The organism is Gordonia sp. 11cp (genome assembly GCF_057767225.1).
In genome coordinates this window covers 4,393,515-4,409,747 of the sequence record NZ_CM173437.1, presented here as the reverse complement: position 1 = coordinate 4,409,747, position 16,233 = coordinate 4,393,515, and the positions used below count along the sequence as shown (strand labels likewise).

General features: G+C 67.2%; 13 protein-coding genes. 4 read left to right on the top strand and 9 right to left on the bottom strand.

The features are described 5' to 3' along the window. Nucleotides 1–22: 22 nt before the first annotated feature. On the top strand, nt 23–628 hold the full coding sequence (locus AC3B6C_RS19765; protein WP_010842637.1) for an FKBP-type peptidyl-prolyl cis-trans isomerase: 606 nt from the start codon (nt 23–25) through the stop codon (nt 626–628). A gap of 207 nt (nt 629–835) precedes the next feature. On the opposite strand, the gene AC3B6C_RS19760 is transcribed toward AC3B6C_RS19765, so the two are convergent. From AC3B6C_RS19760 to AC3B6C_RS19745, 4 genes are all read right to left on the bottom strand, one after another. After that, complete coding sequence (locus tag AC3B6C_RS19760) at nt 836–2,251, bottom strand: cytochrome P450 (protein ID WP_010842638.1); 1,416 nt, start codon at nt 2,249–2,251, stop codon at nt 836–838. Between the two features lie 100 nt (nt 2,252–2,351). After that, complete coding sequence (locus tag AC3B6C_RS19755) at nt 2,352–3,626, bottom strand: glycosyltransferase 87 family protein (RefSeq protein ID WP_488373823.1); 1,275 nt, start codon at nt 3,624–3,626, stop codon at nt 2,352–2,354. 87 nt (nt 3,627–3,713) lie between these two features. Next, nucleotides 3,714–4,160 (bottom strand): globin domain-containing protein, encoded by a 447-nt coding sequence (locus tag AC3B6C_RS19750; protein WP_014926767.1) that lies wholly within the window; start codon nt 4,158–4,160, stop codon nt 3,714–3,716. A 121-nt stretch (nt 4,161–4,281) separates the two neighbouring features. Further along, entirely contained in the window at nt 4,282–5,553 is a 1,272-nt protein-coding gene (locus AC3B6C_RS19745) for a reverse transcriptase family protein (RefSeq protein WP_488373822.1), read from the bottom strand. Nucleotides 5,554–5,831: 278 nt separating this feature from the next. On the opposite strand from AC3B6C_RS19745, the gene AC3B6C_RS19740 reads away from it, so the two are divergent. Both AC3B6C_RS19740 and AC3B6C_RS19735 read left to right on the top strand, forming a co-directional pair. Further along, complete coding sequence (locus AC3B6C_RS19740; RefSeq protein WP_488373821.1) at nt 5,832–6,185, top strand: GNAT family N-acetyltransferase; 354 nt, start codon at nt 5,832–5,834, stop codon at nt 6,183–6,185. A gap of 262 nt (nt 6,186–6,447) precedes the next feature. After that, the gene (locus AC3B6C_RS19735; RefSeq protein WP_488373820.1) at nt 6,448–7,710 is read left to right on the top strand and encodes an HNH endonuclease; all 1,263 of its coding nucleotides are present in this window, start codon (nt 6,448–6,450) and stop codon (nt 7,708–7,710) included. Between the two features lie 792 nt (nt 7,711–8,502). On the opposite strand, the gene AC3B6C_RS19730 is transcribed toward AC3B6C_RS19735, so the two are convergent. The 5 genes from AC3B6C_RS19730 to AC3B6C_RS19710 form a co-directional block, all read right to left on the bottom strand. Further along, a complete protein-coding gene (locus AC3B6C_RS19730) occupies nt 8,503–10,938 on the bottom strand; it encodes an ATP-binding cassette domain-containing protein (RefSeq protein WP_488373819.1) in 2,436 nt (811 codons plus the stop codon). A 206-nt stretch (nt 10,939–11,144) separates the two neighbouring features. Beyond that, nucleotides 11,145–11,555 (bottom strand): VOC family protein, encoded by a 411-nt coding sequence (locus AC3B6C_RS19725; RefSeq protein WP_010841123.1) that lies wholly within the window; start codon nt 11,553–11,555, stop codon nt 11,145–11,147. Between the two features lie 19 nt (nt 11,556–11,574). Further along, nucleotides 11,575–12,006, bottom strand: a complete 432-nt coding sequence (locus tag AC3B6C_RS19720; RefSeq protein ID WP_010841122.1) for a helix-turn-helix transcriptional regulator — start codon at nt 12,004–12,006, stop codon at nt 11,575–11,577. Between the two features lie 41 nt (nt 12,007–12,047). Then, nucleotides 12,048–13,718, bottom strand: a complete 1,671-nt coding sequence (locus tag AC3B6C_RS19715) for a phospho-sugar mutase (RefSeq protein WP_488373818.1) — start codon at nt 13,716–13,718, stop codon at nt 12,048–12,050. Beyond that, nucleotides 13,715–14,944: a glucose-1-phosphate adenylyltransferase family protein gene (locus AC3B6C_RS19710; protein ID WP_488373817.1), complete on the bottom strand. Its 1,230-nt coding sequence runs from the start codon at nt 14,942–14,944 to the stop codon at nt 13,715–13,717. The genes AC3B6C_RS19715 and AC3B6C_RS19710 overlap by 4 nt, the downstream gene beginning before the upstream one ends. A 112-nt stretch (nt 14,945–15,056) precedes the next feature. Here AC3B6C_RS19710 and AC3B6C_RS19705 point away from each other — a divergent pair, with 112 nt between their 5' ends. Beyond that, nucleotides 15,057–16,232 carry an NAD(P)/FAD-dependent oxidoreductase gene (locus AC3B6C_RS19705; RefSeq protein ID WP_488373816.1) on the top strand — a complete coding sequence of 392 codons (1,176 nt, stop codon included), beginning with the start codon at nt 15,057–15,059 and terminating at the stop codon, nt 16,230–16,232. Nucleotide 16,233: the final 1 nt, after the last annotated feature.

Genomic DNA, 16,233 nt, shown 5'->3' with positions numbered 1-16,233 from the left:
CGGCTCGGGTAGCGTTCCCAGAGTGAACATCAAGAACGCGACACTCGTCCTCGGCACCGCCCTCGTCCTGGCCGTCGCCGGTTGCAGCTCCGACTCCGACTCCGGTTCGGGCACAACGGAACCCACCGCGACCGCGGCGACCGGCGGTGCTGAGACACCGGCAGGATCGGAGAGCTGCCCGACCGAACCCGCGAACGCCGACGCCACACCGCAGTGGACCGAGCAGGGCACCACCGGCAGCCTGCAGATGGTCGCGTCCACAGCGACCCAGGCCCCGGACATCACCGTCGAGAACCCGTTCAGCGTCGATGCCACCCAGGTCAAGGTGCTCGTAGAAGGTGACGGCGCCGTCGTGCCAGAGACCGCTTCGGTGTCGGTCTGCTATGTCGGTGTGAACGGCCGCACCGGCGAGACCTTCGACAGCGCCTACGCAAACGGCTCCCCCGCCACCTTCCCGCTCGACGGCGTGATCCCGGGCTTCAGCAAGGCCATCGCCGGGCAGAAGGTCGGGTCCAAGGTGGGCGTCGCCATGACGTCGGCCGACGGCTACGCCTCCGGAAACCCCCAGGCGGGCATCGAGGTCGGCGACACGCTCGTCTTCGAGATCAGCATCCTCTCGGCGTCGTAAGGCGGTAGTTCCCGCAGCCTGCGAGGCAGCCTTCCCCTGCTCCCTGAGGTGCGAGCGCAGCCCCCCCTGCTCCCTGAGGTGCGAGCGCAGCGAGCCACGAAGGGCCCGAACCGATTTCGCGGTGCGGGCCCTTCGTGGCTCGTCGCTTTCGCTCCTCGCACCTCAGGGAGCAGAGACAGGGGCGTCGCTTGCGCTCCTCGGGGGCCGTCAGATCTTGCGGTGCCGCAGGTTGATCGGCAGACCGTCGGCGGGGGTCGGTCCGGTGCCGTAGGTCAGCTCCGGGCGGTAGTCGGCCGGGACGTCCCACTCGAAGCGCAGCAGCATCTGGTGCAGGATCGACTTCACTTCCATGCCACCGAAATACAGGCCGATGCACTTGTGTGCGCCGCCGCCGAAAGGCGCCCACGCGAACCGGTGGACCTTGTCCTCGCGACGTTCGGCCGAGAACCGTTCGGGGTCGAAGTGGGTGGGGTTGGGCCACCACTCCTTGCGCAGCATCGTCGCCCACGGGTGGATGGCGAGCAGGGTGCCCTTCGGGATGTAGTGACCGCAGATCTCGGTGTCCTCGATCGCCATGCGGAAGAGCATGCCGACGGGGGCGTTGAGGCGCAGGGTCTCCTTGAACGCCAGCTCCATGCTGGGCAGCTTGTCGACGTCGTCGTAGTCGATCGTCGGCTTGTCGAGGGCGAGGGATTCTTGGCGCAGACGCTCCTGCCACTCAGGATGGCGGCCGAGGAAGTAGGTCAGCATCGACAGCGCGATGGTGCTGGTGTCGTGCGCCGCCATCATCACGAAGATCATGTGGTTGACGATGTCCTCGTCGGAGAACGTCTCACCCTCGTCGCTCTCGGCGTTGCAGAGGACGCTGAACAGGTCGTCGGCATCGTTGCCGCGACGCAGCGGGATCTCCGAGCGGAAGTACTCCTGCAGCGCCTCGCGGCCCCGGAGTCCCTGCGCCCAGGTCCAGTTGCCGACGTCCTTGCGGACCATCGCCTGGCCGCCGCGGACCGCAGCCTCGAAGGCATGCTCCAGGCGGTGGGCCTCGGACTCGCTGACGTGCGCACCCATGAACACCTCGGTCGCCAGCGACAGGGTGAGATCCTTGGTGCGCGAGTACATCCTGAACCCGTTGCCGACCTCCCAGTTGGCGAGGGTCTTCTCGATGTGCGGCGTCATGATGTCCAGGTAGCCGTTGAGCCGGGGCCGGCTGAACGCCTGCTGCATGATGCGCCGGTGCTGCATGTGCTCGTCGAAATCCATCAGCATGACGCCCCGGCGGAAGAACGGCCCGATCATCGGTTCCCAGCCGAGTTCGCTGGAGAAGGCCTTCTTGCGGTTCATCCAGACCGCTTCGATCGCTTCCGGGCCGACCAGGGTGACCATGTTCATGCCCAGCGCACCCGACCACGACACCTGGCCGTACTTCTCGAACCGGTCCATCGCCGACTTCAGCGGGTCGACCAGCGCTTCGAGGGTGTTCCCGAGCCACGGAATCCCCGGGTCGCCCATGACCGGCTTCAGGTCGGAACCGGCGGGCGGCTCGGCCAGCGGGCGTTCCGAGCTCGGATACATGCTGCTCGCCTTCGCCAGCACGCCTTGGATCTGCTTCTTCCGACTCGTCATGTACCTGCCACTCCCCATTGTTCCGTTGTGCGTTACATCACTATGCACCATTGGAACGGATTTTAGCGGTTGTTTCAAGGGGATCGCGCGGACGGGGTGTTCAGGCAGGTTGTGCGAGCGTGTCGGCGCCTCTCCGGGCGGCGAGTACGCGGGGCGCAGAGGCACCGAGTGCGATGAGGACCAGCAGGCCCCAGAGCAGGTACGACGACCCGATGACGTGCTGCCACCAGGACCAGGACAACTCGGCGTCGTACCGCTGCGGGATGCGCTGATGCGGCGCGACGGCGAAGATGACCAGTCCGGTGCCGAACAGCCACCACCAGATCGTCGTCGCCGCGGGGCGGGTCGCGAGGTAGGTGAGCAGGATCAGCAGCGGGACCACCCACACCCAGCTGTGGTCCCAGGCGACCGGCGAGCAGAACAGCGCGGCGAAAGCGACCGCGATCAGGGCCGCCACGTCGTGCGGTGTCGTCGTTCGAGGGCCTGCCGGTGCCGCGGACACCAGACGCCACGCCACCCACGCGATGAGCAATCCGACGACCAGCGAGACGAGGAACCATGCGAGGTCGGATTCCGCACCCAGGCGTCCGAGTTCACCCTTGATCGACTGGTTGTTCGCGAAGTGTGGGCTCCCGATCCGGTCGGTGTCGAAGAGGGTCGACGTCCAGTAGGTCGTCGAGTCGTCCGGTGTCAGCAGATGGCCCAGTGCGGCGTAGCCGACCGCAGAGAGCGCAGCCACTCCCAGTGCACGCCAGTCCCGCCGGACGAAGAAGTGCAGCAGGAAGACCGCGGGAGTCAGCTTGATCGAGATGGCGAGACCGACGAGGAGTCCGTTCCACCACCTGCCCCGGCCCAACAGGGCGTCGACGACGACGAGCGTCATCAGCACGATGTTGATCTGTCCGAAGTTGAGGGTGTCGCGGACCGGCTCGAGCCAGAGACCGACCGTCGCGGCCGCCGTTGCGAGCCACCACAGGTCGGAGGCCGATCGGTCGAGGAGGCGCGACAGCACGATTCGGCACACCACGAGCAGACAGCCGATGGACATCGCCGTGAACAGGGCCTGCCCGACTGCCAGCGGGACGAGGGTGAACGTCGAGAACAGCGCGGCGGCCAGCGGCGGATAGGTGAAGGGCAGACTCGCACCCTCGGCCAGCGGTGGCAGGACGCCGTACAGCTCGCCGCCGTCGAGCAGGACCTGACCACCCATGCGGTAGACGTCGAAGTCGATGCGGTACGGGGCGGGCGGCTGATTCGGCAGGACGACGATCGCGACCACCGAACTGATGAGGAAGGCGGCGAGAGTCGCCCATCGTGCCCAGGGCGTCTCCAGGTAGCGATCCAGCGAACTCCGGGTGGTTCCAGCAGTAGTCACGAGCCCTCACTTCCGAGCGGGATCGTATCGCGGGGCGCGCCCTGCGCATCGGAGCGGAGTCCGGGACCGGCCGTCGTTCGGTAGGTGTCAGGCCGCGCCAGCGCTGCGTCGAGGAGCGCGTGCCGGAGTCCGGGACTCTGCCGGGTAACCGTCGAGCATGATGGTCGCGACCGCGCCGAGCGCACGGTCCCATGCCAGCGTCATGGCCGGAGTCCACGAGTCGCCGGCGATTTCGCTCATGGCGGCGATCATGCATTCCGCGACTGCCGTGTACATCGGCCGCGTGACGCCGAACCCGGCGTGCCGACGCCCCAGCGCGTGCAGCGTCGTCGTCAGCCACTCGGCGTCGTCGACATGCTTCACCACCGACACGACCACGTTCCGCAACATCTCGGCCTGGGCGCGACTGTCTCGGCCGAACATCGCACGGACCGTGGGATAGCGGTCGAACAGGATCTCGTAGAAGCGAACGGTGAGTCCCGAGTCGGGCAGGTCGACGAGGGCCAGGCTCTCTTCGAGCAGTTGCTTGTCCATGTGCGGACTTTGCTGCCCGGGCATTGCGGCTGGACTCGCGACGCGGAAGGCAGAGGTAACAGTGGTCTCACACCGAAGCGCGCCCAGTGTGAGGTTCGGGATGCTTCGGTGCCGATGGTTCTCAGGTGTCCCAGTCGATCGAGCCGGCAATGTCCAGAAGCCGGCGTCGGCGCGCCTCCCCCGTTGCGCCCACCCAGGCGATGAGTCCGTAGACGTGTGCACGAAAGTCCGGGTGGTCATCATGATTCTGCGACGACGCCCCGTGGCGGCGCGCGTTGTGAAGCAGGGCCCTCAGATTGTCGTAGTCGGATCTCGCGACCTGGGGTCGGTCGTTGACGACCAGGCCGGCAAGGCGTTGGCGCTGATGGCTGTACATGATCCGGACCTTGCCCGGGTGGACGGTGAAACGCTCGTCCTCGACGATCCGGAGCATCGTCCAGAGCGCACGGTCGGCGTTTATCGCGTCGCCGGAGATCGCGAGGTCGTCGCCGTACCGGGTGTACCGGAGACCGTTGCGGCGGGCATAGCCGTCCAGGCGCTGGTCGAGTGGTCGCATCACGAGGTTGGCCAGATGCGGCGAGGTCGGCGCACCCTGAGGCAGGTGCCGGTCCCGTAGTAGCACCGCATGTTCGCGATCGAGTCCGCGAAGTTCGTCCACGGGCGTTGCCGTGGTGCACAATTCGGCGAGCAGGCGCGCGATGTGTGGCTGATAGCCGGCGTCCCGGAACACCGCACGGACACGCTGGACGGTGATGGTCTCGAAGCAGTGCCGTAGGTCGACGCGCACGACCGCGGGCCGGTCCGTGTGCGGCCAGGCGAAAGCAGCGGGCGATGACCCGGGCACGAAACCGCGGGCCGCCGGATGCGCCGGGATGCGTTCGACCAGCCGTCTGAGCAGACGCCGCTGCGTTTCTCGCATCCGCGGCTTCGGAGCTTCGATGACGCGAACACCGTCGCGTTTCTCACGGCGCCAGATGCGATAGTGCCGCAGCGGCGGACGCGCGGTTCGCAACCACTGGCCCCGGTCGGCGAACCACTCGAGCTCCGGGACGGTGAAGTCGAGCCAGTGCGCGAACTGCTCCACGTCGTAGAGATCGGGCAGATCGTCGAGCACTGCTCCCGTCGACGCCGGCTCGTGGAGCAGGATGGGCTGACCGACCGCGGGGGCCTGATGTGTCCATGGCAGCAAGGCCTCGATCATCACGGTCGCGGGATGGCGCGGTTCGTGTGGTGAGAGGTCGAAGATGCGTGCGGCCACGTCCGTGGTCACGTCAGCGGGCAGAACCGCCCGCAACGCGGTGAGCACCTCCGGCCACGTCCAGGCGGAATACGTCCGCGAAAACGCCGCAGCGACTTCGGCCGCCTCGTTCGCGTCCAGAAAAGGCTCGGTCACGGCGTCGTCGTGCGTCGGCGTGAGGGGTGTCGGTGATGAACGACGGGTGTGGTGACCAGAACTGTGGTGCAGCGGCGCCGCGTGGCACGTGGAGCGTGCGGGCCGGCGTCGGACGCAGGAACCAGCTGTGAATTGCACCCAGGGGTTACCCCTGAGACGGATCGCGACGATCCACTCTCACCTCGCCCGTCGTTCATCAAGCGACATGCTGCCACGGCGGTGGGACAACTCGGTGGAACGACGGGACGTGCGCGGGTCACCTGCGGCGGCTGCCGCTGGTGCAGTTGGCGAGAGTGCTTCGTGGGCGGCCGTTCTGCGGCTCGTCAGTGGCCGCACTGCATCTGAGGAACCCCTGGGTTGGCGGATCTCGTGGATGCATTGGTGCTCGCGTCGCTCCTGCATCGACTGAACCGTGGTCGCTGAATGTCGTTCCCCGTCATCACGGCCACGGCGTGGCCCTTGAATTGATGACCTCGGTGCTCGGCGGTACCGGCGTCCCGGCCTACCTGTGGGTTGTACGCGACAACGCACGGGCCGTGGCGTTCTACCGCAAACACGGCTTCGAACTCGACGGTGGCACACGCTACGACCCCGACTGGGACCGCCACGAAGTACGCATGACCACCACATAGGGATAAGGGACGAGAAACAACTCACATCGAAAAGGTGCAAGAACGACGCCGAGCCACTCCTACGGCGTTCGCCGGGCGTGCTCCACATCCGCGGACGCAGAAGCGCAAGTTGCCGACTGAAAGCCGACTTGCGGCCCGAATCGCGATACGGCTGTGACGGGAGTTCACCACTGTCAACGATTTACGCACAGTCGACGAAATCGACTGCACAGTCGAATATTTCGCGATCCCGGGCTTGTGGAAACTCCTCGAAATCGAACGCATGTTCCTGTACCTTGGAGTCATGCCAGAGCTCACCACCCTCCTCGATCAGCTCATCGAGACCGCACCGCCCGCCGACGACCCCACGGGCACAGCAACATTCGACGCGTTGAACGTGCTCCGGTTGATCCGCAACGCCGTCGATCACCAGATCACTACCCACACAGCACAACTCGACGAACGCGGAGTCGCACACAAGGCAGGTGGCACCACCCGGCAGCTCTTGATCGAGATGGGACATGCACCCGCCATCGCCTCACGCATCATGCGAAGCGTCGACGGCCTACCCACGCTGCCCGACCTGGCTCGTCACGCCGCCGACGGACGCCTGTCATCCGAAGTCGTCGATGCCATCGTCCGCGGGATGTCGCACATCGACAAACGCTGTCCCGAAGGACTTTCCGACAACGACAAGAGTTCGTACGAGGTCGAACTCCTCGGTCAAGCACTCTCGGGCGCGACGCCAGCACAAGTGGTTGAACACGCCCGCACCATCGCCAACACCCTTGCCGACGCCACCGTCACCGGTATCCCCGCCGCCGACGACTCGTCGTTGAACACCGTCAACGTCCACACCATCGACGACGGCCGCATCGACATCCGCGCCGACCTGACCCAGACGGTCGGCGAGAAGTTCCTCGCGATGATTGACGAACGATCCTGCCCACGACCTGAACCCGACGGCGCAGACGACCGACGCACCGCCGAGCAACGCCGCGCCGACGCCTTCGAGTTGATCCTCGACCAGGCCGCGTTGGGTGCGAGCATCGACAGTGCCGGCTCCCCGCGTACCCAATTGATGCTCACCATCCCCGCCACCGGCACAAACCCGGCAACCCTGCCGTGGACTGGATCCGTCAGCCAGGCCACCGCGAAACGACTGTCGTGCGACGGGTCGTTGACCAAGATCGTCCTCGACAGTGAGGGAGTTCCATTGCAGATGGGGCACGCCCGGCGGTTGTTCCCGGCGCACCTACGTAAAGCCGTGATCGTCAGAGACGGCTGCTGCATCAAATGTGGTGCGCCGCCGTCGCATACGCAAGTCCATCACATCGAGCACTGGGCCGACGGTGGTCCCACCGATCTCGACAACGGATGCCTGCTCTGCCAACGCTGCCACACCCAGGTCCACCACCACGGCTGGGACATCGTCCTAGGTTACGACCGACATCCCTGGCTGGTCCCGCCGGTGTCGATCGATCCGCAACGCCGGCCCCTGCCCGCCTACAACCGACGCACCATGCGACTCGACAACGCCGCCTGACACCCGCCGATCACACTTCGCGTAGCACCTTCCGCACCCGGCCGGCCCGGGACCGCGAGTCCCTTGACAACTCCATAGTGGGATAGTGAACGCCGAGAGTTAGAAGCTCGGCTCACTGGGTGCGAACGTGCAAGCGTCGCCCTGCTCGCTGAAGAGCGAGCTTGCGAGCGTTACGAAAGTTTCGCAGTCTCGGTCGCCGGAACCTTCGTGGCTCGTCGCTTACGCTCCTCGCACCTCAGGGGAGCGGAGGGGCGGACGCTGTGCACCCCAGGGGGCAAGGGCATCGCCATGGCTCCTCGCACGTCAGGGTGCATCGCCATCGTTCGTCGCACCTCAGTGTCTGCGGACTGGCGGCCGTCGTGGTCTCGGAGAGACCTGTCCCGAGGTTGCGGGCTGCAGGTCCGCGCTACTTCGACCCAATGTGCGCTAGTTGTATCAGGCGCAGATCCAGGTAGGTAGCGACCTGTTGGGCCGTCTCACCGCCGGCCGCAGAACTCTACCCGCACGGGCGCACCGTCCTCAGCCAACGCGGTCGCCTGGCGCGCGCCTACCACTCTCGTGACCGACAGACCTCAACTCGACTGGTGGACCTCGATCGAAGTCCACCAGTCGAGTTGAGGTTCATCGGTCGAATTGGTCACCGGCGCAGCGAGGTGAGTCACGTCGACTCCTCACCTCGCGGGGGGAGTTCTGCGGTTCCTCGGATCTGTGAGCGACGGCACCGCTATAGCTCCACCCGTGGGCGCCCGCTTCTGTGCGTCTGCAGGTCAGGGACTTGCGCGTTCCTCAGTCTCAGGCCCCGACGTAGTCGGCGAGGTGCTCGCCGGTGAGCGTGGACCGGTCGGCGACGATGTCGGCCGGCGTGCCCTCGAAGACGATCCGGCCCCCGTCGTGACCGGCGCCGGGGCCGAGGTCGATGATCCAGTCGGCGTGTGCCATGACGGCCTGGTGATGTTCGATGACGATCACCGACTTCCCGGAGTCGACGAGACGGTCGAGGAGTCCGAGGAGCTGTTCGACGTCGGCGAGGTGGAGGCCGGTCGTCGGCTCGTCGAGGATGTAGACGTCACCCTTCTCCCCCATGTGGCTGGCCAGCTTCAGTCGCTGACGTTCGCCACCCGACAGGGTCGTCAGCGGCTGGCCGACCTTGATGTAGCCGAGCCCGACGTCGACCATCCGATGCAGGATCTTGTGCGCTGCCGGGAGTTTGGCGTCCCCGTCGGCAAAGAAGGCCTCCGCCTGGGCGACCGACATCTCGAGCACCTCACTGATGTTGCGGCCGCCGAAGGTGTACTCGAGCACCTCGGCCTGGAATCGCTTGCCCTCGCACACCTCGCAGGGCGCGGCGACGCCGGCCATCATCGCGAGGTCGGAGTAGACGACGCCCGCGCCGTTGCAGTTGGGGCAAGCGCCCTCGGAGTTGGCGCTGAACAGTGCCGGCTTCACGCCGTTGGCCTTGGCGAAGGCCTTGCGGATCGGTTCGAGCAGACCGGTGTAGGTCGCCGGATTGGAACGCCTCGACCCCTTGATGGCGCTCTGGTCGATGGAGACGACCCCGTCTTCCTTGGCCACCGTCGAGTTGATCAGGGAACTCTTTCCGGAGCCGGCGACGCCGGTGAGCACGACGAGCACGCCGAGAGGGATGTCGACGTCGACATCGCGCAGGTTGTTCGCGTCGGCTCCGCGGACCTCGAGATGTCCACTCGGCGTACGGACCTCGTCCTTGACGGCGGCGCGGTCCTCCAGGTGGCGCCCGGTGAGCGTGTCCGCGGCCCGCAGTTCCTCGACGGTGCCCTCGAAGACGATCTCGCCGCCGTCGGTGCCGGCGCCCGGACCGATGTCGACGACGCGGTCGGCGATAGCGATCACCTCGGGCTTGTGCTCGACCACGAGGACCGTGTTGCCCTTGTCGCGCAACGCCCGCAGCAGGTCGTTCATCCGGGTGATGTCGTGCGGGTGGAGGCCGATCGACGGCTCGTCGAAGACGTAGGTCACGTCGGTCAACGACGAACCCAGGTGACGGATCAGCTTGGTGCGCTGGGCCTCCCCACCGGACAGGGTGCCGGCCGGGCGTTCCAGCGACAGGTAGCCGAGACCGATGTCGACGAACGCGTCGAGATGATCGCGCAGCGCGGCGATCAGCGGCGCCACCGACGGGTCGTCGAGGTCGGCAACCCATTGGGCGAGATCGCTGATCTGCATCGCACACGCATCGGCGATGCTGATGCCCTTGATCTTCGACGACCGCGTTTCCGCCGTGAGGCGGGTGCCCTCACAGTCCGGGCACTTCGCGAAGGTGATCGCGCGGTCGACGAAGGCACGGATGTGCGGCTGCATCGCCTCACGGTCCTTGCTCAGCATCGACTTCTGGATCTTCGGGATCAGACCCTCGAAGGTGATGTTGATGCCCTCGACCTTGATCTTCGTGGGCTCTTTGTACAGCAGGTCGTTGAGTTGCTTCTTGGTGTACTTCGCGATCGGCTTGTCGGGGTCGAAGAAGCCGCAGCCCCGATAGATCCGGCCGTACCAGCCGTCCATCGAGTAGCCGGGAATGGTCAGCGCGCCCTCGTTGAGGGATTTCGACGAGTCGTAGAGCGCGGTGAGGTCGAAGTCGGAGACGTCTCCACGACCCTCGCATCGCGGGCACATGCCGCCGGTGATGGAGAAGCTCCGGCGTTCCTTGACCTGCTGGCCGCCCTTCTCGATCGTCACCGCACCCGCCCCGCTGATCGAGGCGACGTTGAACGAGAACGCCTGCGGTGAGCCGATGTGCGGAGTTCCCAAGCGGCTGAACAGGATACGCAGCATCGCGTTGGCATCGGTGGCCGTACCCACGGTCGACCGGACGTTGGCACCCATGCGTTCCTGGTCGACGATGATCGCGGTCGTCAGACCTTCGAGGATGTCGACGTCCGGGCGAGCCATCGAGGGCATGAAGCCCTGGACGAACGCGCTGTACGTCTCGTTGATGAGGCGCTGGGATTCCGCGGCGATCGTGCTGAAGACCAGGGAGCTCTTCCCGGAACCGGACACACCGGTGAACACCGTCAGCCGCCGTTTGGGCAGATCGACGCTGACGTCCTTGAGGTTGTTCTCGCGTGCCCCGTGGACGCGGATGAGGTCGTGCGTGTCGGCGGGGTGGACATCGGCACTCGGTGCGGCGCCGTCCTGCTCGGCGGACCGTGATGCGGATCGGGCAGGCCGGGCGGTGCGCGTTGCTGGGCTCATCGTCTCTCCATCAGGGCAACGACCACCGGTCGACGGTCGTCATGGTTCGGGGCGCTCGTGTCGTTCCGGGGGTTCGGTTGCGCGGGGGGTGTGCGCGGACTCCCGGTCGATCTAACCAGGGTGGAGGGCACGGCCGCGGAGAGTTGTCCATCGACGGTGGCGACGAGTGCGTCCGAAGGCGGGAATCGACCGGGTCCGCACATCTCTCAGCCGGCCTGGTCGATACGGATGAGGTTGCCCGCCGGGTCACGGACGGCGGCGTCTCGCACGCCGTACGGCTGATCCATGGGTTCCTGCACGATGTCGACGCCGCTGCCCTGCAGCTTCTCGAACAGGCCGTCGAGGTCGTCGGTCGCCAGCGTCAGGGCACCATAGCTTCCCTTGGCGATCAGTTCGAGGATCGTCTGACGCTCGTCGTCGGTGATGCCGGGGTCGGCGGCCGGTGGATGCAGGACGATCGACGTACCGGGCTGTCCGGGCGGGCCGACGGTCAGCCACCGCATGCCGTCGTATCCGACGTCCTTGCGGAGTTCGAAGCCGAGGAGGTCGCGGTAGAAGGCGAGGGCCGCTTCGCCGTCGGTGTGTGGGAGGAAGGTGTACTGGATCGTGATGTTCATGGGATCAGGCTAGGCAGTCTCATCCACGCTGTGCTTCTCGATTCCTGATCGGTCTGGTGATGTTCTTCGCCAGGCACGCCGGTATCCCGTCCGTCGCGTCGGCCGACTGTTCGCGGTACACCGTCGGCGGTACTCCGACGAGTTCGGTGAACCGGGTGCTGAAGGTGCCCAGCGAGGAACAGCCGACCTCGAAACAGACCTCGGTGACGCTCAGGTCCCCGCGCCGGAGCAGGGTCATGGCGCGTTCGATACGACGAGTCATCAAGTACGAGTACGGGGATTCACCGTAGGTCTGACGGAACTTCCGACTCAGGTGACCCGCCGACATGTTCGCCCCGCGTGCGAGCGCCTCGACGTCGAGCGGTTGCGCGTACTCGCGATCGATGCGGTCGCGGACCTGACGCAGCAGGGTCAGATCGCGCAGGCGCTGATCGGAATCGGTTCGCGGCACGAGTCGATCGTAGTGCGCTGACGATCTGCTGCGCAGAGGGTTCAGACCTCGAGTACTGCGGCGATGTCGGCGCCGAGTGCGTCGAGACGATGCGAAGCCTCCGCACGGGGTACGAGGCCGTCCGGGCAGTTGAGCACGACCTCCAGGTAGCACTTCAGCTTGGGTTCGGTGCCCGAGGGACGGACGACGACGCGGTCGTCGGCTGCGGTCCGCAGCAAGATGCCGTCAGTCGGCGGCAGGTCGGCCGATCCGTGTGCGAGGTCCAGTTTCTCCACCACCGGCGACCCGGCGAGGTGATCGATGGACGTGGACCGAAGGCGCCCCATCATCTTGCCGATGAGGGCGGTGTCCTGGACGCGGATCGTCATGGGTGCGGTGGCGTGCAGGCCGTGGCGGCGGGCCAGCCGGTCGAGTTCGTCGGTGAGCGTGCGGCCATCGCGGGCCAGTTCCTCGACCAGCGAGATCACCCGGACCATCGCACCGATGCCGTCCTTGTCGCGGACCGTGTCGGGGTCGGTGCAGTACCCGATCGCCTCCTCGTAGCCGAAGCGCAGGCCGGGCGTGCGGGCGATCCATTTGAACCCGGTGAGCGTCGCCGCGAACCGCAGTCCGTGATCCGCGGCGATACGGCCCAGCATCCGGCTCGACACGATCGAACTCGCCAGGGTGTCGCCGGGCCGGGTCGAGTCACGCGCCGCCTGCTCCCCCAGCAACCCGCCGATCTCGTCACCCGTCAGCTGCCGCCAGTGCCCGTCGGGGCCGGGTGTGGCGACCGAGCATCGGTCGGCGTCGGGGTCCAAGGCGATCACGACGTCGGCGTCGACGTCGCGGGCGAGAGCCAGCGCGAGATCGAGTGCGCCGGGTTCCTCCGGGTTGGGGAACGGCACCGTCGGGAAGTCCGGGTCGGGATCCGACTGCGCCGACACGACATGCACGTCGCCGATTCCCGCGGCCCGCAACACATCTCGGGCAACCGAGCCGCCGACTCCGTGCAGCGGGGTCAAGACGACGCGCACCGGTGACGGACCGGGGTCGGTCCGTAACCCTGCGGTGCGCTCGATGTAGGTGCGGACGACCTCGTCGTCGAGGTGGATCACCGCCGCGGGGTCACGCGGCACCTCGTCGGCGGGCGGCGCCTGCGCGATCCGGTCCGCGATGTCGGCGTCGGCGGGCGAGATGATCTGGACTCCCCGGCCCGCATCGTCGGTGGCGCGGCCACCGAGGTAGACCTTGTAGCCGTTGTCGGCCGGCGGGTTGTGCGAGGCGGTGATCATCACCCCGGCGTCGCAGCGCAGCGATCGCGTCGCGTGGGCGGTCACCGGGGTCGGCAGTCGGGGCGGCAGCGCGAAGACGGTGAGCCCCTGCGCGGCAAGCACATCGGTCGCCGCGTCGAAGAACTCGGCGGATCCGTGCCGGGCGTCGCACCCGACCACGACGCGCGCGTCGGGACCGACCGTGTCGAGCAGATACCGGGCGAGCCCGGCGGTCGCCCGGGTGACGACGGCGACGTTCATCCGCGACTCGCCCGCCCCGACCTCACCGCGCAGGCCCGCGGTCCCGAAGGTCAGCGGCCCGCCGAAGCGTGACGCGAGTTCCTCGGCGGCAGCGTCGTCGCCGGCCTCGGCTGCGTCGATCAGTTCGGTGAGCGTGGCTCGGGTCGACGGATCGGGATCGTGGTCTCGCCAGTGTCGTGCGGTCTCGATCGTCGTCACCGGATGCGGCGGCCGGGCTCGACGCGGTCGCCCAACGCGACGCGGGCGCCACGCAGGATCTGGGTGTCCATTCCGACGAGTGTGATCTTGTCCGTGGGTACCGGGCGCGTCCGGGGGTGCCCGCCGATCACCGCATTCGGGCCGACGCGAACCCGTTCGTCGAGCACCGACCATGCGACCGAGGCGCCCGCGCCGATGACGGCGTCGGCGAAGACCACGGAATCGGCCACCACCGCGCCCTTCTCCACGACCACCCCCGGTCCGAGGACGCTACGCCGGACGGTTCCGAGAACGTGCGCGCCGCCGCTGACCAGACTGTCCTCGACGACCGCCCCGGCCTCGATACGCGCGGCCGGCCGTTGCGGTTGATTGGTGAGGACCGGCCGGTCGCTGCGGAAGACGTCGATCGACCCCGAGATGAGGTCGCGATGTGCCTGGAGGTAGGTCTCCGGACGACCGGCATCGATCCAGTAGCCCGGCATTGCATGGGCGACAGTCTTGCCGCGGTCGACGAACCAGGGCAACAGATGCTCGCCGAAGTCGCCCAGGCCGGTGTCGTCCTTCGGCGAACCCTCCGTCGTCCGCCTCTCGAGATACTCCAGGCCTTCGATGAGGGCGGCCGGGTCGTAGACGAAGATCTCGGTCGCGATCGTGCGGGTGGTGGCGCGCTCGGGCTTGTAGCGGAACTCGCGGACCGTCCCGTCGCGGCGGGTCTTGACGGTGGCGTGCTGGGCGGCCTCGTCGAGCGGGCAGGTGGTGGTGACGACGGTGCACTCGGCCCCGTGCCGGCGATGGGTCTCGATGGCATCGCGGAAGTCGAAGTCGTAGACGTGGTCGGCGCTCATGACGATGACCTCGGCCGGAGCGTGGGCGGCGATGCGACCGCGGATGCGGTACAGCAGGTCGGCGTTACCGGTGGCGAATCCGTCTTCGGTCTCCGCGGCGTCGGTCTGTTCCGGTGTCACGACGCGTAGCCCGCCGCTCGTGCGGTCCAGGTCCCAGGGACGTCCGCCCGCCACGATCTGCGTGATGGTCTCGGCCTCGTACTGCACGCACAGCCACACATCGTCGATGTGACTGTGATGCAGATTGGACAGCGGAAAGTCGATCAGCTGATAGTTGCCCGCGAACGGCAACGCGGGTTTCGCGCGCCGGTCGGTCAGCACCTCCATCCGCGAACCACGTCCACCGGCCTGCACGATCGCGAGAACCTCCGAATAACGCATCACCCCAGTCTGCCGCACGCCGCCGGGTTTGCCGGGATAGCGCGCCCGTGGAGCTGTCGGTGGCATGCTCGATCACGAGGCCCGCGGGCCGGTCTGATGAGGGAGGTACGCCGTGACCCGCATTCGCCGGGCCGAGCACGCGACGAAGGAGCGTGTCGAGGTCGACTGTCTCGTCGTCGGCGGTGGGATCGTCGGTCTGGCCGTGGCACGATCGTTCGCCCTGCAAGGGCGCGAGGTCGTCGTCCTGGAGGCTGGGGATTCCGTTGGCGCCCAAACGACGTCGCGGAGCTCGGAGGTCATCCACGCCGGCATCTACTATCCCGAGGGCAGCCTGAAGGCGAGGTTGTGCGTCGAGGGCCGGGAACGGTTGACGCGCTTCTGCAATGAGCACGACGTGTCGTGGGCGCGGCCGGGCAAGCTGATTGTCGCCACCGACGACACCCAGCGCGATCGACTGGACGGGATACTCCGGCGCGGACTGGCCAACGGCGTCGCCGACCTCCGGCGGGTCGGCGTCGACGAACTGCGCGACCGCGAACCAGAGGTCCACGGCGCGGCGGCACTGTTCTCTCCGTCGACCGGGATCGTCGACGTCGACGGTGTGGTCCGTGCGCTCCGGCAGGACCTCGAGGCACTCGGCGGAGCGATCGCGTTGCGCAGCACGGTGATCGGCGGTCGGGTCGATCCGGGCGGTGTCACCGTGCAGACGCGCGACGGCGAGGTGGCCGCGGCCCGGACACTGGTCAACTGCGCCGGCATCGGTGCATGGCAGGTGGCTCGGAGCCTGATGGGGTTCGACGGCCCGATCCCGCCGCGATTTCTCGCCAAGGGCAACTACTTCGGACTGTCCGGCGTACGAGCGCCGTTCCGGCACCTCGTGTATCCGGTACCCGCCGACGGCGGGTTGGGCGTGCACTTCACGATGGACCTCGCCGGCGCCACGCGATTCGGCCCCGACGTCGAATGGTTGACCGTGCCCGCCGAACGGGCGGTTGCCGAGGCCGAACTCGACTACGCGGTCGACGAAACACGCGCCGACGCGTTCGAACGCGCCATCCGCAGCTATTGGCCGGGATTACCCACGGGCGCACTGGTTCCTGCCTATGCGGGGATCCGGCCGAAGGTCGCGGGACCCGGCACCGCCCCCGGCGACTTCGAGATCCACGGCCCTGAAACACACGGGATCCCCGGGCTGGTCAACCTGTTCGGTATCGAGTCACCGGGCATCACGTCGTCACTGGCGATCGCCGACCACGTGGTCGGTCTGGTCACGCCCCCGACGACGTGAC